Source organism: uncultured Pseudoteredinibacter sp., from assembly GCF_947500695.1.
In the GTDB taxonomy this organism is placed as follows: domain Bacteria; phylum Pseudomonadota; class Gammaproteobacteria; order Pseudomonadales; family Cellvibrionaceae; genus Pseudoteredinibacter.
Genome location: NZ_CANMSS010000008.1, coordinates 33,397 through 55,143 on the forward strand (window position 1 = coordinate 33,397; position 21,747 = coordinate 55,143).

The 21,747-nt window shown below is 47.9% G+C and carries 16 protein-coding genes; all 16 read right to left on the reverse strand.

The window, feature by feature from the left end; all coding sequences use genetic code 11:
* Nucleotides 1-41: 41 nt before the first annotated feature.
* The gene (locus tag Q1A08_RS14515; protein WP_299774152.1) at nucleotides 42-2,087 is read right to left on the reverse strand and encodes a DUF3488 and transglutaminase-like domain-containing protein; all 2,046 of its coding nucleotides are present in this window, start codon (nucleotides 2,085-2,087) and stop codon (nucleotides 42-44) included.
* Nucleotides 2,084-3,157, reverse strand: coding sequence for a DUF58 domain-containing protein (locus Q1A08_RS14520; RefSeq protein ID WP_299774154.1), 1,074 nt, complete (start codon nucleotides 3,155-3,157; stop codon nucleotides 2,084-2,086). Before Q1A08_RS14520 ends, Q1A08_RS14515 begins: the two co-directional genes overlap by 4 nt.
* Nucleotides 3,158-3,161: 4 nt before the next feature.
* Nucleotides 3,162-4,073 carry an AAA family ATPase gene (locus Q1A08_RS14525; protein ID WP_299774516.1) on the reverse strand — a complete coding sequence of 304 codons (912 nt, stop codon included), beginning with the start codon at nucleotides 4,071-4,073 and terminating at the stop codon, nucleotides 3,162-3,164.
* An 85-nt stretch (nucleotides 4,074-4,158) separates the two neighbouring features.
* A complete protein-coding gene (locus tag Q1A08_RS14530) occupies nucleotides 4,159-5,361 on the reverse strand; it encodes an O-succinylhomoserine sulfhydrylase (RefSeq protein ID WP_299774156.1) in 1,203 nt (400 codons plus the stop codon).
* 258 nt (nucleotides 5,362-5,619) lie between these two features.
* Nucleotides 5,620-7,143 (reverse strand): amidophosphoribosyltransferase, encoded by a 1,524-nt coding sequence (gene purF, locus Q1A08_RS14535; protein WP_299774158.1) that lies wholly within the window; start codon nucleotides 7,141-7,143, stop codon nucleotides 5,620-5,622.
* Between the two features lie 51 nt (nucleotides 7,144-7,194).
* Complete coding sequence (locus Q1A08_RS14540) at nucleotides 7,195-7,695, reverse strand: CvpA family protein (RefSeq protein ID WP_299774160.1); 501 nt, start codon at nucleotides 7,693-7,695, stop codon at nucleotides 7,195-7,197.
* A gap of 61 nt (nucleotides 7,696-7,756) precedes the next feature.
* Nucleotides 7,757-8,500 (reverse strand): SPOR domain-containing protein, encoded by a 744-nt coding sequence (locus Q1A08_RS14545; protein WP_299774162.1) that lies wholly within the window; start codon nucleotides 8,498-8,500, stop codon nucleotides 7,757-7,759.
* An 89-nt stretch (nucleotides 8,501-8,589) separates the two neighbouring features.
* Nucleotides 8,590-9,870 (reverse strand): folylpolyglutamate synthase/dihydrofolate synthase family protein, encoded by a 1,281-nt coding sequence (locus Q1A08_RS14550; protein WP_299774164.1) that lies wholly within the window; start codon nucleotides 9,868-9,870, stop codon nucleotides 8,590-8,592.
* A gap of 220 nt (nucleotides 9,871-10,090) precedes the next feature.
* A complete protein-coding gene (gene accD / locus Q1A08_RS14555) occupies nucleotides 10,091-11,044 on the reverse strand; it encodes an acetyl-CoA carboxylase, carboxyltransferase subunit beta (RefSeq protein ID WP_299774166.1) in 954 nt (317 codons plus the stop codon).
* Nucleotides 11,045-11,437: 393 nt separating this feature from the next.
* Nucleotides 11,438-12,097 (reverse strand): phosphoribosylanthranilate isomerase, encoded by a 660-nt coding sequence (locus Q1A08_RS14560; protein WP_299774168.1) that lies wholly within the window; start codon nucleotides 12,095-12,097, stop codon nucleotides 11,438-11,440.
* A gap of 21 nt (nucleotides 12,098-12,118) precedes the next feature.
* The gene (truA, locus tag Q1A08_RS14565; protein WP_299774170.1) at nucleotides 12,119-13,012 is read right to left on the reverse strand and encodes a tRNA pseudouridine(38-40) synthase TruA; all 894 of its coding nucleotides are present in this window, start codon (nucleotides 13,010-13,012) and stop codon (nucleotides 12,119-12,121) included.
* Between the two features lie 171 nt (nucleotides 13,013-13,183).
* On the reverse strand, nucleotides 13,184-16,402 hold the full coding sequence (locus tag Q1A08_RS14570; protein ID WP_299774172.1) for a FimV/HubP family polar landmark protein: 3,219 nt from the start codon (nucleotides 16,400-16,402) through the stop codon (nucleotides 13,184-13,186).
* Between the two features lie 530 nt (nucleotides 16,403-16,932).
* Entirely contained in the window at nucleotides 16,933-18,048 is a 1,116-nt protein-coding gene (asd, locus tag Q1A08_RS14575) for an aspartate-semialdehyde dehydrogenase (RefSeq protein WP_299774174.1), read from the reverse strand.
* 279 nt (nucleotides 18,049-18,327) lie between these two features.
* Nucleotides 18,328-19,401, reverse strand: a complete 1,074-nt coding sequence (leuB, locus tag Q1A08_RS14580) for a 3-isopropylmalate dehydrogenase (RefSeq protein WP_299774176.1) — start codon at nucleotides 19,399-19,401, stop codon at nucleotides 18,328-18,330.
* 58 nt (nucleotides 19,402-19,459) lie between these two features.
* Nucleotides 19,460-20,104 (reverse strand): 3-isopropylmalate dehydratase small subunit, encoded by a 645-nt coding sequence (leuD, locus tag Q1A08_RS14585; RefSeq protein WP_299774178.1) that lies wholly within the window; start codon nucleotides 20,102-20,104, stop codon nucleotides 19,460-19,462.
* A 20-nt stretch (nucleotides 20,105-20,124) separates the two neighbouring features.
* The gene (gene leuC, locus Q1A08_RS14590) at nucleotides 20,125-21,552 is read right to left on the reverse strand and encodes a 3-isopropylmalate dehydratase large subunit (protein WP_299774517.1); all 1,428 of its coding nucleotides are present in this window, start codon (nucleotides 21,550-21,552) and stop codon (nucleotides 20,125-20,127) included.
* Nucleotides 21,553-21,747 lie beyond the last annotated feature (195 nt).

The following is a 21,747-nucleotide window of genomic DNA, read 5'->3' on the forward strand; positions in this document are numbered from 1 at the left end:
GCTAGGCAATAAAAGGTATATTATCGCCAGTCCTTAGAGCTCTATAGCCGGATAGAGTTTCGTAAGCCCGCTAGATCTTTTAGTAGTTGCTGATGCTGATCTGAGCCAATCGGAATATAAAGTAAGGTATAGGCCATTTTGGTATAGCGTTCTAACAAGACCTCCAAATCGGGTCGTTGCCTAGAAACACGTGAGCTAAATTGCTGCGGTGTTTCACCGGGCTCTCTAATCCACCCCCCTGCGGCCAGTTTCTTTTCCAGCTCTAACCAAGGCACTAACTCTGCTGCAGGCGCTTCTGGACGCGCGCGCCACCACAACCATAAGGCCAGCAAAGCCAACATGAATGTTGAAGCTCCCATTAATACCGCAACAATTCGCCAGTGTTCCTGTCCACCTAGAACCTTTTGAAAAAAGATCATTTGCTGATCTTGGTCATAACTGAGAACCCAGCTTTGCCAGCTGTAATTTATGGCATCTAATTGCATTTGTAACTGCATCAGTAACGGTGATTGACGTAGCTCCGCAAAACCGTTCTGCTCATTGGCTGTACTGCTCTGCTGAATATAATCGCGAAAGCCCAACTCAATTCGTTCAGGGGCAACCGCACTGGTCGGGTCCACTCGAGTCCAACCTTGCTCTGGCAACCAAACCTCAGCCCAGGCGTGTGCGTCTGCTTGGCTTACCAACAAGTACTTTTCTTCTTCGTTCCATTGTCCACCTTGATAGCCCAATACAACGCGTGCTGGAATATCTGCCGCGCGCATTAAGACCACAAACGCACTGGCAAAGTGCTCGCAATAGCCACGCTTTCTACTAAAAAGAAAATCGTCAACGGGGTTTAGCTCACTTAATAAAGTATCTTGCAAACTATAAGCAAACTCACGCTGGAAAAGCCTCATCGCATTCGCGATCACTCTGCGGTCACTATCGCCTGCCTCACGCCACTGTTGAGCCAAAGCAGTAGCCCTAGGATTGCTCCCCGACGGTAACAGGGTATTTTGATAGCGCTCACTTGGTCCAAGGGACTGACCTTGCCTTTTAAACTCCGGGTAAGAGCGAGCCTGATATAAAAATCGCTGTGAAACTGGTCTTTTACTTAAAAACAAATAATCAGGTGTGCTTAAAACATCTTTAGCCCCAACACTGGCGGTAGTTAAAGCAAATAGCCAAGGTTGAAAACTGGCCTCCATCATGACCTGATAATCAATATAGGGAGAGTTATCTTTCCTACGATAACTGGCAAACTCGACTTGCCAACCATAGTTGTGTTTTCTCTGCTCTTGGGCAATTCTTCTATAGCGCATATTATCATCGCGATCTTGAAAGGGAAGCTCCCAACGACGGCCATCAAAACTGCTTAAGCTTAAGCCCCGCCAGTACAAGCTGCTCTGAACAGGCGCTTTCTTATCTGTAAAGTCTACTCGAAAAGCCGGCGAGTAATCTTTGCTAAGCTGGCTTATATTGCCAGGCTCCATAGAATCGCTAAAACCGGTTTTAGCATTCCCATCCGACAAGGGCACAGTCCAGAGCGAACCAATCCGAGGCATAATAAAAAATAACACCAAGGCTAAAGGTATTGCCTGTAATGTAATTACTGAGGAGGTCTTAAGGCTATGCCAAAAAGAGTGTGTGGCCGTCGCAGTATGCAAGGCCATAAATGCGGCCATCAAAAAGGTAAAAGAAATTATCGCGTACAAAAACGCAATGATGCTGGTGGAAAACAATAATTGCGTAGACGCCACAAAAAAGCCCAGCAATAAAAGAAGCAATACATCTCGCTGCGATTGTAGCTCCAAAAGCTTCAGTAAAAATGCCAGCAGCAATAAAGCAACCAAAGGCTCTAAGGCAAATAATTTGCCATAACTCAGCACCAAGGCAACAACCATAGTCAGCGCCAAGGGTACCTTTACCATAACCTTGGGTGCATCAAAAACTCCGCGCACAACCTGTATGCGCCAGCCAACACACACCGCCCAGACCGCTATCAACCATAGGGGCAAATATTGCATTAAAGGCAAGATAACAGCCCCTTGAGCGAGTAAAAGCCACCAAAGCGCTGGACGCGGAATTTGATAGATCAAACTCATAGCTTGCCTTCCAAGTAGTAATTGCTACTTAGGCTCGCCAGCTGATTGGCCTCGAAATTTGCTAAAGCTCGTAAACAATTTAAACGATGAGATATACCCGTAGCAGGCGCAATTGTTTGCCCAGGTAGTCGCATACCGAAAGGCTGACTGCCATCAGCTAAGATTAACAGCCAATCACATAAACGTTGCAAACGTGCTTCACGATCCATCCCCGGCAAGGCATTCCAATCTACCCAGAGCTGCTCATCAGCATAAGACTGAAAATCTTTGACGAACATGCCCTTGCCCTGAGCGTAATGTTTCCATGAAACGTGTTTTAGAGATTCGCCATCACGGTAACTATGAAAACCGCTGAAATCCTCGGCGCCATCTAATAATACTGGCTCGCTGTCACCGCTACCTTCATCACTCGCCGTTGCTGGTAGCGGACCTGCCTCTACGGGTTTAGGATACACCAGCACAGAGGTATCAAACTTTAACCAAGCCCAACAACGCAAAAGCCCCAGGGGATAGCGACTTTCTACACATAGCAATGGCGGTGCGATAATGCCACGGCGAACGGCATTGATGCTTAATGAGACGTAGCTAGCATCCGCCTGGTCTACCGTTACGGCTTTAGGGTATTGTCCGGCCCAGAACAATCGCACATCGTGATATTTCCGTTTTCCCTGACGGCTTAAACGTAACTCTGCACCAAGCTCGTCTCCAGCAAACCCTTCTTGTAACTTAGAGACTTCGATCTTCAAGCCAGCCAAACTGGCATGTGTATGCAAAATACAGCTGATGAGAATACTGGCGAGTAAAAAAGCCAACGCCAATACTAAATTATTATCGTAGTTGGTGCCCAACAACCACATTAGAAAGATAACCAGCAACAGTGCAAAACCTGCCCCGGTTGGAAAGATAAAAAGATTATTTCTATCCAGCACAAATGAACTTTGGGCAGGCCGACGCTTTAACGCCCAGCGTCTAACCCGACGACGCCAAGCCGCTAGCCAGCCAGTTTTAATTGAATCGCGCTTTTGCAAAACAGGGTTCTTTTTCGATGCTGGATTAAGGCCACTAGGCATGGTGCTAGCCCTGTATTACATCCACTGCATTCAAGACGATATCAACTAGGGCCTCAGCCGCCGCACCATGGCTGCTGGCCCGCAAGCGGTGCTCCATCACCGCTGGCATAACCGCTTGAACATCTTCAGGGATTAGATGCTCACGCCCTTCAATAAGAGCCCAAGCTTTGGCCGCAGAAATCAAAGCTAAGGCACCACGTGGAGAAATTCCGTAGCTAAATCCTTCGTACTCGCGGCTAAACTGAATAAGGCGCTGAACATAATCCAGGACATGATCACTGGCATGAATCGCTTGGGCCTGATCCTGCAAATCCGCCAACTGCTGCAGACTCATGGTGGATTGCAGATTTTTCAATAAGGACCTTGGGTTTATGCCCTTTAATAGCATGCGTTCCGCTGCAGCACTAGGATAGCCGAGTGAAATTCGCATTAAAAAGCGATCGAGTTGAGATTCTGGTAAGGGAAAGGTACCCGACTGGTGCACAGGGTTCTGAGTGGCCAAAACAAAAAACGGCTGGGGCAAAGGTCGCGTTTCGCCCTCTATGCTCACCTGCCCTTCTTCCATGGCCTCAAGCAATGCGCTTTGCGTTTTAGGAGTACTGCGGTTAATTTCATCCGCTAGCATTAACTGGGTAAAAATGGGACCAGGGTGAAAATCAAATTTACTATTTTGAGCATCAAAAACAGAAATACCCAATAAGTCGGCTGGCAGCATATCGCTGGTAAACTGTACTCGCTGATATTGCAATCCTAAAACCGCTGCCAAAGCATGGGCTAAAGTTGTTTTTCCCATGCCCGGCAAATCTTCTATAAGTAAATGCCCTTTTGCCAGCAAACAGGCCATGGCTAATTTTATTTGAGGCTCTTTACCCAATACAACTTTGCCAAGCTGCGCAATGGATTGCTGCAATACCAAGTGGCTCAAGGGTGTCTCCTTTTAGGCCATACAAAACGGAAGCATCTACCGAGGCGACACAGAATGCGCCATCAATATATCGCGTTTACAGAGCGGCTAAGCCACGCTCCATATCAACGATCAAATCATTAATATCTTCTAAGCCGACAGCGATGCGTATTAAGTTTTCACTTATACCCGCTTCTACTTTTTCTTCATCACTCAAACGCGAATGAGTGGTGGTTGCCGGGTGTACGATGGTGGTTTTAACATCACCCAAGTTAGCTGTCAGAGAAACTAGACGGGTGGCATCAATAAAACGCCAAGCCGCCGCTCTGCGCTGCGCTTCATCGCTCACCTTCAATTTAAACGATAACACACCACCAAAGCCACGCTGCTGTTTCTTGGCCAACTCATGTCCAGGGTGGTCCAGTAGGCCTGCGTAATAAACTTGTTCAATCGCATCCTGACCTTGCAACCACTCAGCTAGTTTTTGAGCATTCTGGCAGTGAGCATCCATACGCAAACGCAAGGTCTCTAAGCCTTTTAAAAATACCCATGCATTAAATGCCGACATGGTTGGGCCAGCGGTTCGCACAAAGCCCAAAACTTCTTCCATATCCGCTTTATTACCAACGGCGACACCGCCAACACAGCGGCCTTGGCCATCGAGATATTTGGTCGCAGAATGCACAACAATATCGGCACCAAGTTCAAGGGGGCGCTGTAAGGCTGGCGTACAGAAACAATTATCGACCACTAGCCGACAATTATTAGCTTTTGCCAAAGCCGACAGAGCTTCAAGATCCGCAACATCGCACAAAGGGTTTGACGGTGTTTCCAGAAATAGCATTTGCGTTGAAGGGCTTATCGCCGCCTGCCAATCTTGTAGCTTCGCAAGCTCAACAAATTTAACGGAAATACCAAATTTAACCAGAAATTTGCCAAACAAATTGCTAGTAGTACCAAAAACACTGCGCGAAACCAGAACTTCATCACCTGGCTTAAGCAAAGCCATGCAAACCGATAAGATTGCCGCCATACCCGACGATGTGGCTACTGCCGCTTCGGCCCCCTCTAAGGCCGCAATTCGATCCTGAAAGATCTTAACCGTAGGGTTGGTATAGCGAGAGTACACATTCCCCTCTACGTCACCAGCAAACTTAGCAGCGGCATCGGCAGCCGATTCAAACACATAGCTAGAGGTGTTGAATAACGGCTCACTGTGCTCGCCCTCAGCAGTACGATGATGTCCAGCTCGGATACCTAAGGTGTCTAGCTGACACAAATCTAAAAATTCTTGGTTCATGGGATTGCCATTGTTAAGGTCAAACTCAGGCACAATATTGAGCTGAGCATAAATCTGTATAGGATTCTATATTCGCATGATCACGAAGCTTGGCAGCATAAAAAGAATGCCGCTTAACTTTCAGCCAAACAAAAAAGCCCAGGGTATAACCCTAGGCTCTATAGTCTAAAAGCCACAAAAGGCTTTAGTGTAGCCCGAGCACAGCTCGGATACCAAATAACAGCTACTTATATAGCTATTACCTAAAACGGTAGCTGCTTACTCTACTGCGCCGTTATGAATACCGATTACCGCAGTATCATCCGAATTATCGACTTTTTTAGCTTTGGCACTATCGCTGCGAGCAGCTTCTAACCTAGCAAAGTAACTATCATCAATATCGCCAGTTAGGTACTCACCGGTGAAAACTGAGCACTCAAACTGATCAATATCTGGGTTACCGTCTTTAGATGCGGCTACCAAGTCGTCCAAGTCTTGATACAGCAGCCAATCAGCGCCAATCTCTTTGCAAACTTCTTCATCGGTTTGGCCACTGGCAATCAATTCACTGGCCGAAGGCATATCGATGCCGTAAACATTCGGGTATTTAACGGCTGGCGCTGCAGAGGCGAAATAAACCTTATTGGCACCGGCATCACGGGCCATTTGGATAATCTGCTGACAAGTCGTACCGCGCACAATAGAGTCATCTACTAACAATACGTTTTTGCCCTTAAATTCAAGCTCGATGGCATTGAGCTTTTGGCGCACGGACTTTTTACGCTGCTGCTGGCCGGGCATAATAAAGGTACGACCAATGTAGCGGTTCTTAACCAGCCCTTCGCGGAATTTAACATTCAGATTGTGGGCCAAAGCCTGCCCTGCAACACGACTACTGTCCGGAATCGGAATCACTACATCAATATCGTGATCTGGACGTTCACGCAAGATTTTATCCGCCAATCGCTCACCTTGACGTAAACGTGACTTGTATACAGAGACACCGTCGATAATGGAATCTGGACGAGCAAAATACACATGCTCAAAGATGCATGGAGCCAAGCTTACTTCATCAGCACAGACTTCGCTGAATAGCTCTCCTTCTTTACTAATAAAAATCGCTTCACCTGGGGCCACATCACGCTCAATGGTAAAACCACTAACATCCAGCGCAACACTTTCAGAGGCAATCATGTACTCGGTGCCATTGGCCGTTTCGCGACTACCGTAGACTAGAGGGCGAATCCCTTGGGGGTCACGGAAGGCGATAATGCCGTAGTTAGCAACCAGTGCCACACAGGCGTAGCCGCCACGTACACGCTTATGTAGTTCACGTATCGCGTTGAAAAAGTCGGCCGGCAATGGCTTGGCTTTATTTTGCTCCAATAATTCATGAGCGAATACGTTGAGAAGCAGTTCCGAATCAGAATCGGTATTCATATGGCGCAAGTCATTTTGAAGCAAATCGCGCTCAACTTCTTCGGTGTTGGTGAGGTTACCGTTATGGGCCAGTGCAATACCATAAGGCGAATTCACATAGAAAGGCTGTGCTTGCGCTGGGCCTGAGCTACCGGCGGTAGGATAACGTACATGGCCGATACCATAGTTACCGACTAAACGTTGCATGTGGCGAGTACGGAAGACATCACTCACCAAACCATTTGCCTTGTGCTGGGCCAGACGCCCCTCGTGGCAAGTCATGATACCGGCGGCATCTTGGCCCCGATGTTGTAACATGGTCAATGCATCATAAATCTGCAGATTGACATCATTTTTGCCGACTATACCAACGACACCACACATAAAGCCTACGCTCCAAAACAATCACGGCGCTACAAACGAATTTGCAGCAAATTAAAACAAAGATTTAAACCAATCAAAGGCCTGCTCAGCTGTGCCAATCGCCCAGCCTTCCATACCTTTAAAATACTTAATCATGGCAGATGCCTGCCACCATGGGTCCTGCTCAACAGGGAGAATTTTTGGAATAATTATGATCATGGCCAGTACTATTGCCACACCGCGCAATGCACCAAACAGCACACCTAAAAGACGGTCAGTCCCCGAAAGCCCAGTGGCTCTCACCAGCTGCCCCAACAGATAGTTGAGTAAGGAGCCAGCTATCAAGGTAAACAAAAACAATATCGCAAAGGCGGCAAGCTCTCTCAGCGATGGCGTGCTCAACCAACCCCCCAGCATCGGGGCCAATTGAGCCTTAAAACTCATGGCGACTAGAAATGCTGCGGCCAGATTGACCAATGAAAGCGCTTCTTTGACCAGGCCGCGAATTAGACCCACCAAGGCCGAGGCCCCAATAATGCCCAAGATCAACCAATCTGCCCAGATAAGTGCCATATTTTTACTCAATAACGCCCCACCACAGGGCTAAACTGCGCGCATTCTACCAGAGCTTAGCTCAAGGCTGAAAGCGTAGAATTAAGGCATCGACCTTTAATAGCTTATCCAGCTCTCGCTTCAACTGCTCAGCTTTTCGACGGCTGATTTTTGGCCCAACAAAAACCCTATAAATCAACCCCTTAGGAGTTTTAGCTGAGCGATAATAGGCCCTATAGTTGCCATCTTGCAGTTGTTTAACAATCGCCTTAGCCTTAGCCTCGGAAGAACTACTAATAAGCTGCAAGACCCAAGCATTGGGCGTACCATCGGCATTTAAAATATCGTTGCTAGCCGTCGCTTGCACAGATGGCTTTTGACTCGCAGGCTTCTGATCCGAACTTTTAGAAGCACTGGGTTTAGACGCGCTGGGTTTAGAAGCACTAGGTTTAGACACACTGGGTTTTGTAACACTGGAATTAGAAACATTAGCTTTGGCAACAAGAGGAGCAGTCCCGGCCTCAGCAGAATCCACAGTGGCCGACTCATCAACAATTGCCTGCTGATCGCCCCCACTGGGTAGGAACATTTGCTCTGGTTTAGGGGCTTGATCTATACCTTCAACCTTAGTTGGCGATTGATAGTTTACCGGCTCAACATCAGGCATTGCCGGAATTTGGCTTACAGTATCGACCTTATGCTTATCATGCTGATCAAAGAGTACCGGCACAAATAGCACAGCTACCGCCGACAATACTACTGCACCAACTAACCGTTGTTTTAAGCCGTCATCCACTGGAATACTTAACCTCTTAAATTGCTTCAATAAGCGGAACTGCCACTTAGAGTACAGCTCTACCTAATAAATCCCAAGCCTATTACTTAAATCGCTGGCGCAATTTAGACAAGCCGCCACTATTGCTCCAAAGACAAATGATTGAGCGCTGCGGCAACGGTAAAGAATGAGCCCATAATAATGATGCGATCACCTTCCTGGCTGCACCTAAGCGCCTCTGCAAAGGCCTCATCGAAACCTGTAAAGGCCTGACTTGCAATACCGGCCGCCGCAAACTCAGAGTATAAAAGCTTGCTAGAAGCAGCTCTAGGGGTATTGGGCAAATCACAGCAATAAGCCTGCTTCACAGAGCCTGCCCAGGGCTCAATAATACCGGCCAAATCTTTATCCGCCATGGCGCCAAGCAGCAAATAATCATTCTTTTCATCTCGCAACTGAGTGCGCAAATGGGCACTGGCCGCAGGATTATGGGCAACATCCAAAATAAGTTCTCGCCCCTGCCAAGAAATACGCTGACAGCGACCTGTTAGCTGAACACCTGATAAGGCTTGTGCGAACGCCTCGTCCCCAGGCCACAGCTGCAGCAATTCAATAATCAGTGCTGCGGCTGCCACACTGGGAATTGGCAAGCCTGGCATAGCAATATCCAGCTGCTTGCTCGCCAACTTTAAAAACAAGCGCCCACCATATACTCGGTAGCTGTAATCTTGCTGAACCTGCCAATGCACGGCTGCTAATTGCCTTGCCGTCTCAGCTACGCCACTGGGCATTTGCGGGCTAGCGCTGATGGCTATTTTTTCCGCCCTAAAAATCCCAGCCTTTTCTCGAGCAATCTGCTCCAAGTCGCTACCTAGCCAATCTTGATGATCAAGCGCAATCGACGTAACTACAGCAATGTCTGCATCAATAATATTGACAGCATCTAAACGGCCACCCAAGCCAACTTCGAGCACAATATAATCACAATCGGCATCGACAAATACCTGCAAGCCCGCCAGGGTTGCAAATTCGAAATAGCTCAAGCTGATTTCTTGGCGAGCGGCCTCAATTTTACTAAAGGCCAGGCAAATCAAATCATCACTGGCATCTTCGCCGTTCAGACGAATACGCTCATTGTAATTTATAAAATGAGGGGAGGTATAAGCACCATAGCGGATTTCGCTGGGAGCTAGAGAGCTATTGGTGTAAGCCTCAAACAACGCTTCCAGACTTGCAACGCAAGAGCCTTTACCATTAGTACCAGCAATAGTTATCACCTTGCGAGATGACAGGGACTCTGGCAGGCCCATTCGCTCTGCAACTTCACGCACACGCGCAAGCCCCATATCAATTTCACTCGGATGCAGGGCTTCGATATATTGTAGCCACTGATTTAATGAACGTGTTGAGGAATTAGACATAAAAAGATGTTACAAAAATTGAGACCAAAACGAGCACAGCTGCCACCGTATCTATAGCTATTAGTTCAACACAGACAGCTAATTTTGCAGCTTACGAGGCTATTTGGTGCGCATCTACAACACTATCTACAGTGCTATTAACAGCACAATCTGCAGCACTATAAAGTGAAAACCCGCTCATAAAGAAGCGGGTTTTGACAATGCTAAATCGTGCAAAGACTTAAGAGTCTTCGCCTTCTTTAGGGGGCGCTTCAGCCTCAATGACTTCAGATTCCTCTTCAGGCTCCACCTCTTCTTGCAGTTGCGATTCATCCCAACTGTAGTTGGTAAATTTACCCAACAAAGAAGCCAAACGATCGCGCATCTCATTACGGTGAATGATCATGTCGATAGCGCCATGCTCCAACAAAAACTCACTGCGCTGAAATCCCGCTGGCAACTTCTGTCGAATAGTTTGCTCAATGATATTTGGGCCAGCAAAGCCCGCTCGAGCGCCTGGCTCGGCCGCATTAATATCACCTAATAGAGCCAAACTTGCAGACACGCCACCGTATACTGGGTCAGTCATAATGGAAACATAAGGTGTTCCCTGTTGTTTTAAGCGCTCAATAATGGCCGAAGTCTTCGCCATTTGCATCAATGAAATAAGCGCTTCTTGCATACGCGCACCACCAGTGGCCGAAAAACACACTAGCGGGATATTTTCATCTAAAGCAACCTTTGCAGCACGAGTGAATTTTTCACCTACAGCATAACCCATCGAACCACCGTGGAAGGCAAACTCAAAAGCGACCGCAACAACAGGCATGCCCTTCAAACTACCACGCATGGCAACTAAAGCATCTTTTTCGCCGGTGGCTTTTTGTGCAGTACTCAAGCGTTCTTTGTACTTTTTGATGTCTTTGAATTTTAGACGATCAATTGGCTCAACCTCGGTAGCCAGTTCCTCACGCTCCTCTTTATCCAAGAAGATATCTAGGCGCTTTCGAGCACCAATACGCATATGGTGGTCACATTTCGGACATACATCATCGTTGCGTTCGAGCTCTGGGCGATAAAGCACCGATCCACATTTGACACACTTCTTCCAGAGCCCTTCTGGTACCTTGCTGGCACCGTCACGACGCCCTTCAGAGCGCACAGAATTAGGAATAATTTTGTCCAACCAACTCATATTTGTCTCGCTGATTCATTGTCACCGATAAGCTCGGTTACGGTATCGTATTTCTCACAAGGCGGTGTAGGCTTCGGGTCAGGCCCTATGTGCCAATTTGGCGGCCTATCCAGCTCTTACACTGCCTAGATTTTAATCAGCCAGGCTAAACTACGTACCGGCTGAGTCATCATTAATTCTCAATGCGCTATGATAAATAATGGGGCGCGGAAGTGACACTAAAATATTCATTCAGTGGCAAAATCCCCCTTATTTTTTCCAATTTGTCTGGTCTGGCAGCAATTAGGAAACTAAGCTCCCATCGAGAGTGCAATCTTAGCCCTTAATCTTAGCTGAACTCCTATGGAAATCGCCGGCCTAGGCCCGAGCAAGAACGCGGCTTTGCCTGAAATCTCAGCAAGTACGCACCGCCTTCAGAAACTGCGCAATCTTGGACAAACACTTGTCCCCTTTTGCTCGCTCGACTCCGCCACTCACATCAACGCCATAGACAGCCGTTTGCTTTATCGCTTGCGCAACATTATTGGCATCTAAGCCGCCCGCCAAAACGATGGGCACAGCAGAATCTTGAGGCACTCTCTGCCAATCAAACTTCTCGCCAGTGCCTCCAGGCACCCCCGGAAGATAGGCATCAAGCAAAATAGCGCTCGCCCCCTGATAGCGATCGATCTCCGCTTGCAAATCAAGGCCTTCGCACATGCGGATTGCCTTCATATAACGACGTCCAAAAGAGGCGCAATATTCAGGGGATTCTTCGCCATGAAACTGTAAGATGTCCAAAGGCAGTTTGTTAAGTAGCTGCTTAACGACGGTTTCTTGTTCATCCACGAACAAACCAACGAGACTGCAAAACGGTGCAACAACAGCGGCAATCTCCTGGGCTCTCGCCATATCCACACAACGAGGGCTTGGCCCATAAAACACCAGACCAAGGGCATCAACTCCCATTTGCGCCGCCTGCCTGGCCTGCTCTACTTGGGTGAATCCGCAAACCTTTACCAAGGTTCTATTGCTTGCTTGTGGCTTATCTGCCGACAGCTTGTTCGCACTCATCTTTGCCTCTAGTCTTCAATATTATTGCTTGGCTGCTTGCCGATGCCCTACCAAGTTCAGATCATCAGGCAGCCACAAGGGCCCCTTCTCTATTTTAGGTATGGCTAAGTGCTCGGGGTAGTGAGCCGCAACAAAATACAAACCCGATGCAGGCGCCGTAACTCCCGCTGCACAACGATCTTGAGCTAGCAGTACTTCCTGGGCCCAGCAAATAGGTTTATGACCACTACCAATCGCCATTAAGACGCCAACGATATTGCGTACCATATGGTGTAGAAACGCATTGGCACGTATCTCCATAACAATCAATCCGCCATGCAAGCGATAAAATTGAATCGCCTGCAGCTCTCGAATCGCATGGCGCGCCTGACATTGTGCCGCCCGAAATGAAGAGAAATCATGCTCGCCAAGCAAGGCCTCGGCGGCAGTTTGCATGACTTCAATATCAAGAGGAAACTTAGACCAGGTTATTTGTCCTTCGAGCAACCCTGAGGAGACAGCTTGATCCGAAATTAAATAGCGATAACTGCGCGCCTCAGCACTAAAACGGGCATGAAACTGTGCTGAAACTTGGTCCGCCCAACGAACTCGAATATCCCGACTCATCGCGGTATTAACGCCTTGCACCCAAGCTTTACTAGGGCGCAAGGCTTTACTGTCAAAGTGCACAACTTGCGCGCTGGCGTGCACACCGGCATCAGTGCGACCGGCACAGACCAAAGAAACCTCTTCATTGGCTACTTGGCTCAGAGCATTTTGCAAGGTTTCTTGAACGGTTTGCTTATCGTGTTTTTGTAGCTGAAAACCACGATAGCGCGCCCCATTGTATTCAATAATGGCCGCGTAACGCTGAACACCTTCTGGCAAACTTTGTCCCGGCAATATTTCACCATTTGTTTTATAGGCTCGAACCATTCTTTTGTTAAATTCTCTATCGCTTGGAAATCGCAGGCATTGTAACTGAGCCACGCTGTTGAAACAAAAAGAGTAAAAGATGCCACAGTGATACGATGATTAAATTCGAGCAATAAAAAAGGCCCTTGTGGGCCTTTAAGATAGTCAAATAAGGGGCTTAGCTTTAGATCATCATGACATTCTGTCGATCAGTTCTTGGGCGTCTTTTTGCTGGCCATCATCACCCTCGTTGACAACTTCCTCTAGGATTTCTTTGGCACCTTCTTTATCCCCCATATCCATATAAGCGCGGGCCAGATCTAATTTAGTCGCAACTTCATCGCTGTCGGCCAAAAAGTCCAACTCATTACTGAGCTCGCTCGCCGCTTCGGCCGGCTTCTCTTCAAGCTCACTATTGATCTCAGGGTCATCGCCCAAGGAGATATCTAGGGCCGCCAAGTCATCACCAAGATCTTCAGCACCACCGGCCAAATCACCAACAGATAAATCGGTAGCCGGTAAATCCATATCACTTGCTGCCAAGGCGTCCAGATCTTTGGCTTCTTCTCCAAAATCAGAGCTGAAATCCTCAGTATCAGATAGCTCAGTAGTCGCGTTAGAATCCAGATCCAGCTCAGTGTCTAGGTCCAGCTCTTCATTTAGATCCAGCTCTGAATCCAACTCTTTGTCGAGTTCCGCTAAATCTAGCTCACCGTCGGCACCTAAATCGAGATCGTCTTCAGTATTTGCATCGAGCTCCAAGCTCAAATCAAAATCATCAGCCTCTGTCAAACCATCGACACCAGCAAGCTCATCACTGACGCTAGCTGTAGCGGGCTCTTGATCAGCCTCGGTCTCATCGTGCATAGTCAGACTGCCGACCACCGTTGTGCCAAGTGCCGCAGCACCAGCCGCCGCTACCGCCGCTGTTTTCTCATCCAATTGCAGTGCTGGCTCATCAATTTCTGCCGAGGCTTCTGTGCTTTCTAAATCGGGTGTCGAGAAGTCTAAATCAATATCATCTAAGCCAGCAGACAGCTGCTCATTATCACCCTCTAAGCTAAAGTCATCTAAAGCAGCAAGCGCATCTTCAGCACTTTCTTCCGCGCCCTCTTCCACTATGGACGCTGTATTTTCTAGCTCTTCAGATGCAGACTCTAAAGGCTCATCGAAAGCAGTCTCGAATTCAATATCAGCAAGACCATCGATCTCCTCCTCTAGAGCTGAGGCATCGAGCTCTACATCGACTTCGACTTCTGGCTCATTCAAACTAACAGCGTCACCTTCGGCGGCATCATCCAAACCTAGTGCGAGATCAAACTCGATATCCGACAGTTCATTGCTGTTTTCTTCGCCACCATCAAGGTTTAGTTCCTCTAGACCATCAATTGACCCTAGACCATCTTCCGCTTGCGCTTCTGAAGCTCCGGAATCCAAACCCTCCGAGTCAAGGCCATCTGAATCTTGATCCAAGCTAAAGTCCATGTCAGACAGATCAAATTCGTCAGCATCCGCATCTAACTGCAAGTCATCAAGGCTTTTCTCTTCGTCACTGATTTCTAAACCAAGGGCATCAAGTGCGTCACTGGCATTGTCAGGACCACCCATGCTTTCACGTAAATTGGCAATTTTAGCAAGTGTGGCATCATCAGCCGTCTTATCTAAAATATCAGCCTGCTCATCAAAGCCGGTGTAGTTCTTAGCTTCGCTATACACTTCAAGCAACTTTAGTCGCGCAGCACTATCGTCAGACTGGGTGCTCAAATGGCCTTGTAATAACGCTTCGGCCTGATCGAATTTACCGTAGGCGATATAGACATCGGCCTCGGACAAAACATCGCTTTCTTCTGGCTCAGCTGATACCTCTTCGCTTTGCTCCAGCTGATTATCAAAAGCAGCGGCAGCCAACTCAGGCTCTACGGCCTCCTCATCGTCGTCCTTTCGGCGACGCAACAAGGCCCATGCTGCCAGTAAAACCGCCACCAAGGCACCGCCGATATAGAGGATGTTTTCCATCAACATATCAACAATACCAGGCTCAGCTTTTGGCGTGCTTACTACGGCTGCAACTTTCTTCTTCGGGGCTGGCTTGGCTTTAGCCGGCTCTGGCTTAGCTGTTACTTCGGTTGATTCGGTATTTCGATCATCAGCTGCTTGCTCATCAGGCACTAACTCAGCCAGCTTTTCAGAATCTTGGGAAGCGCTTTCGATGCTATCTTTATAAGCATCGTTGAGCGGATCAATAACACCTTCCCCTGTCTCATCAGCAACCGTCGCACCCCCCTTCTCTGCAGCCAACTGCAAGGCACGCATTTGCTCGCTGCTCACCTCAACCAATCGTTCCATGGTTTCGATTTGCGCTTCTAAATCCGCCAGGCGTGATTTTAGCTCATCATTCTCGCGACGCGATTTATCTAGCTGCTCTAAGGCCTGGCTCAATTCTGCTTGGCCACTACCTGCACCTCGGCTGGCCGACCCAGCTGTTTCACTAGCGCTTGCCAAGCTCACTCGACCACTCGCTTGTTCGGAGCTAGTATTGCGGCGATTACGACTAGATGCTGCATCAATTGGCGCACCCACATCACCATTAGCATTGCCAGACCAATCAGTATTCTGCTGAGCAACCTCAGTAATAGCCTGACGGGTTGTTAAACGAGAGATTTCAGACTCAGTTGGTATTCTTAAGACTTGTCCACGACGTAGACGGTTGATATTGCCGTCAATAAAAGCTTCTGGGTTAAGGCGCTGAATAGCCAGCATGGTTTGCTGAATACTGGCACCGCGGCTTGGTCGTACCTGGCTAGCTATTCCCCACAGAGTTTCGTTAGCACCTACAGGGCCGTAACTGGAAGTGGATTCAACATCATTTTGGGCAACGCTAGTACGCGGCTTTTCTGGCTCAGCAACCGGACGAGTTACTGGCTCGCTCGGTTTTGGGCGCCGTTGAACTTTATTTTGAGGTTTCGGTGCCGCAGGTTTAGCGGCTTGAACAGCTGGCGCAGCATCTTCGGTAAAAACCGGCAGATCCATCAGCAAGGTGTATTCACGTAAAATGCGCCCTGCAGGCCAGCGGGTTTCAATCAAAAAGTTTAAATAAGGCTCTTGAACTTGACGGTCGCTTCGAACTCTTAGCACTGGGCCGCCAGGGGCTTTTAAATCAACGGTAAACTTTAAGCCCGTTAAAAAGTAATTACGCTCGATTCCTGCTCGCTTAAAGTCATCACTCGATGCCAACGTTGCTAGAATTTCACCTTTATCCAAATCACGAGTTTGCAGTAGTTTAATTTCTGCATCTAGAGGTTGGTTTAATGTGGAGTGTAATGTTATCTCCCCGAGGCCTAAAGCACTTAAACCCGGTGACGACATAGCTGTAACCAAACCGATAGCTACCGCCAAATTACCAAGACGCATAGGATGATCCTTTAATTTTTTGCTTGGTTCGAGGAGTAAAACCCCTATCTCTCTTTGTGCTCAACGCTGTATGTCGCCTCTGTGTTAGACACCATACAAACCGTAAAAAACACAAAGCACAAATCCGCCGATCTTCAGACTTGTCGCCCAAAGTATTCAGTGGATAATGTGCCAACTCTGTAGTGAATCATGAACGCCTCTTACAAGTCGCCCGAGTCTTTAAGCATCATTCCTATCATTTCGGCTAATCAGCTTTAGAGTTGAGCTGCATAAGCGCCCAGAGCCATTATTAAGAAATGTGAATAAAGCCTAGAATATCTCTTCACAATTGCACGTAAGTATTCAATATAAATAGGCTTTTCGCAACTATTCGCCCAGTTTTAGGAGGCATTATTCGGGCTTTAATTGAGCGAAACCGCCTAGATTGAAAGTTTCAGATAAAAAATGAGAGGGCTATCACAGGCATACTGGGACATTGACCCAAAGAGATGAAAGGCGACCACTCGCTGTGGCCACCTTTAACTGGCGTCTTAAGCTTCTCGTAGAATCGCCAACATGCGGCGCAAGGGCTCTGCAGCCCCCCACAGCAGCTGATCACCTACCGTAAAGGCCGATAAATACTGCGGCCCCATATTCATCTTGCGCAATCGACCAACCGGTACAGTCAAAGTCCCAGTAACCGCTGTTGGCGTTAAATCGCTCAAAGTTTGCTCACGGTTATTAGGCACAACCTTAGACCATTGGCTGGCCTCATCTAACATTGACTCAATATCAGCCAAAGGTACATCCTGCTTAAGCTTGATGGTCAAAGCTTGTGAGTGACAGCGCATCGCCCCAACACGCACACATAAGCCATCGACCGGAACTGGCCTTGCATCCAAGCCTAAGATTTTATTGGTTTCTGCCTGCCCTTTCCATTCTTCACGGCTTTGGAAATTATCCAGCTGGCGATCGATATAAGGCAGCAGACTGCCAGCCAAAGGCACACCAAACTCATCTGTAGGCAAATCTTGGCTGCGCATATGCTCGGCCACTTTGCGATCAATTTCCAAAATAGCACTGGCAGGGTCGGCCAGCTCTGGAGCGACGGCGTCACGAATACTGCCCATTTGCGCTATCAGCTCACGCATATTGCGTGCACCAGCACCGGATGCTGCTTGGTAAGTCATGGCACTCACCCATTCCACCAAGCCCGCGTTAAACAAACCACCTAGCCCCATGAGCATTAAGCTGACGGTACAGTTACCGCCGATGTAATTTTTAACACCTTTGGCCAAGCCTTCTCGAATCACCTTATTATTCACAGGATCCAAAACGATAATGGCATCGTCAGCCATTCGAAGACTTGAAGCGGCATCAATCCAATATCCCTGCCAACCAGTCTCACGCAATTTTCCATAAACTGCCGAGGTATAATCTCCCCCCTGACAGGTCAACACAACATCCAGCTTACTTAAACTTTCAATGTCGTAGGCATCCCGCAATGGTTCAATATCGCGGCCAATGTCAGGGCCCGTACCACCCACATTTGAAGTCGTATAAAAAACCGGCTCTATATCTTGGCCACTAAAATCATTTTCAGCGCGCATGCGTTCCATTAAAACGGAACCCACCATGCCGCGCCAACCTACAAAACCTACACGCATTGTTTTCTCTCTTTCACGTACTTCGACGTGCTATATGTGGTGCTATTGTGGTGCTTAAGCGGTGTTTAATAACCGCACTTAAGCTTTTAATTCTAGCCACCCTATTTACCGATCTTTTAGCCACTTTTTAACTGACTAAAAAACGGCAATGGGTGATCTTAAATTCCTAGGAGCTTCTCTTTTTGAGTTTGCATCCTAGGTTTTTAACGAGCGTACTATTTTTTGATACGACTTGTGCTACAACTATGGCGCTCGCGGTTTTAACTTTTTAAACAAGTACTAAAGAGCAGCTACTACAGCATCACCCATTTCGCTGGTACTAACCTTTTGCATGCCATCGGTATAAATGTCAGCAGTACGCAAACCTTGATCCAATACTTTAGATACAGCTTCTTCGACTTGCACGGCAGCCTCTGGCATATCCAGTGAATAGCGCAACATCATCGCTACCGACAAAATAGTCGCCAGTGGGTTAGCGATGCCCTGCCCTGCGATATCTGGCGCCGAACCATGACAAGGCTCGTACATGCCGCAACCGTTTTTATCCAAAGATGCTGAAGGCAACATACCAATAGAACCGGTTAACATTGCTGCTGCATCCGATAAAATATCACCAAACATATTACCGGTAACAATCACATCGAACTGTTTTGGCGCACGAACCAATTGCATCGCGGCGTTATCCACGTACATATGGCTTAGCTCTACATCTGGATATTCAGCTGACAAGCGATCCATCACCTCGCGCCACAATACCGTAGCCTCAAGCACGTTAGCCTTATCAACTGAACACACTTTCTTGCCACGCTTGCGAGCCATTTCGAAAGCATTACGACCAATGCGCTCGATTTCATGCTCGGCATAAACATAGGTGTTGTAACCTTGGCGTTCACCATTCTCTAGTGTGCGGATGCCACGCGGCTGGCCAAAATAAATACCGCCAGTCAGCTCCCGTACAATCAAAATATCCAGACCAGAAACCACTTCTGGTTTTAAGGTAGACGCTTCGGCCAACTGCGGATACAAAATAGCTGGGCGCAAATTGGCGAACAACTCTAGCTCAGAGCGAATTTTCAACAAACCTTTCTCTGGGCGAATTGCGGCGTCTATTTGATCCCATTTAGGGCCGCCAACAGCGCCTAGTAAAATCGCATCAGACTCGCGCGCCAGCGCCAAGGTTTCATCACTCAGAGGTACACCACACTCATCAATGGAGCCCCCCCCAAGCTTGCCATGGCTATACTCAATGCCTAGTGAGCCACTCTTATTTATCGCATCGAGAACTTTTTTTGCTTCGGCGACAATCTCAGGACCAATTCCGTCACCGGGTAAAATCAATACCGTTTTTGACATGCTAAATTCCAATTAAATATTTAGCGCTGCTTTCTCTTTAAGGAAGCAGCAATTCAACTTATAAATCTTGAAACAGCCAAGGCGAACTGGCGCGGCGCTGCTGTTCAAACTGTTTAATATCGTCACTATGCTGCAAGGTTAAACCTATATCATCCAAACCATTTAACAAGCAACGGCGACGGAAGGCATCAACTTCAAAGCTGTATTCACTGCCGTCTGGGCTAATTACCTTTTGCGCTTCAAGATCTACAACAATGCTATAGCCTACATTGTCATACATTTGCTGAAACAGCTGATCGACTACTTCTTCAGGCAATACCACTGGCAACAAGCCATTCTTAAAACAGTTGTTAAAAAAGATATCGGCAAAACTTGGCGCAATAACGCAGCGAATACCAAAATCATCAAGCGCCCAAGGAGCATGCTCACGACTTGAGCCGCAACCAAAATTCTTACGTGCCAATAATATCTGCGCACCCTGATAACGCTCTTGATTTAAGGCAAACTCTGGGTTTATTGGGCGCTGACTATTATCTTGACCTGGATAGCCCTCATCCAAATAACGCAACTCATCAAATAAGTTAGGGCCAAATCCACTGCGCTTAATGGATTTCAAAAATTGCTTAGGGATAATCAAATCCGTATCAACATTGGCGCGATCCATCGGTGCAACCAAGCCCTGCAAACGGCTAAATGCTTTCATAATATTTTCCTTTGCTTGACTTACTGCTGCATCAATTCACGTACATCAATAAAATGGCCGGCAATCGCAGCCGCCGCTGCCATCTCTGGGCCAACCAAATGGGTGCGACCACCATAGCCTTGACGACCTTCAAAGTTTCGATTTGACGTGGAGGCACAATGTTCGCCGGCACCGAGCTTATCGGCATTCATGGCCAAGCACATAGAACAACCCGGCTCGCGCCATTCGAGGCCCGCCTCGATAAAGATCTTATCAAGCCCTTCTTCTTCAGCTTGGGCTTTAACCAAACCTGAGCCAGGCACAACAATAGCTTCTTTAACGTTGTCCGCTTTTTTGCGGCCTTTGACAACGGCTGCGGCGGCTCGCATATCTTCTATACGGGAATTTGTGCAAGAACCAATAAACACTCGATCAAGTTGGATATCGGTAATCGCTTGATCGGCATTTAAGCCCATATATTCTAAGGCACGCTCGATACCTTCTTTCTTAACCGGGTCATTTTCTTTGTCCGGGTTTGGCACACTGGCCGATACCGGAAGTACCATTTCTGGCGACGTACCCCAGCTGACTTGCGGCTCAATACTAGCACCATCGATTTCTACTACCGCATCAAAATGAGCATCCGCATCTGAGTGCAGATCTCGCCACTGCGCTTCAGCTAGATCCCACTGATCGCCAGCGGGGGCATATGGGCGCCCTTTCACATAATCCAAAGTCGTTTGGTCCACAGCAACCATGCCTACTCGAGCACCGGCTTCAATAGCCATATTGCACACAGTCATACGGCCTTCCATGGACATATCTCGAAATACCTGACCACCGAACTCAATAGCGAAACCCGTTCCACCTGCAGTGCCGATTTGGCCAATAATGGCTAACACCACATCTTTCGGGCTAACGCCCGGGCCAAGCTCGCCATCGACCTTAACCAGCATGTTCTTCATTTTCTTGGCAACCAAACACTGGCTTGCGAACACATGCTCAACCTCTGAGGTACCAATACCGTGCGCTAAGGCCCCTAAGGCACCATTGGTAGAAGTATGGGAATCACCACAAACAATGGTCATACCCGGCAAGCAAGCGCCACTCTCAGGGCCAATGACATGCACAATGCCTTGACGCTGATCGTTAATTTTGAATTCTCGTACGCCGAAATCAGCACAGTTATCATCAAGCGTTTGCACCTGGATACGGGCGACATCGTCTTTAATGCCTGCGACACCCGCACTGCGCTCTGCAGAAGTGGTCGGGACATTGTGATCTGGCGTGGCAATAACAGAGTTAACCCGCCAAAGATCGCGCTCCGCAAGACGCAGACCTTCAAAGGCCTGGGGTGAAGTCACCTCATGAATCACGTGGCGATCAATATAAATCAGGGCCGAACCATCATCGCGCTCTTTAACGAAGTGGCTATCCCAGAGCTTGTCATACAAGGTCTTGGCGGACATATTCTTGTCTCTCATTGCAACAGCCTGCTAGGCAAGGCTGTTTAGGTCTACTTATCAGGTCTTTGTGTTTCACCAACCATACAGCTGCATGGGAAGTAAAGTCCCAGCTTTTTACAGGGTATGCATTGCATTCTATGCCCCCAAAATGTATAAATCCAATTTATATTTTTCATACATTCGATTCCATTTTGGAAT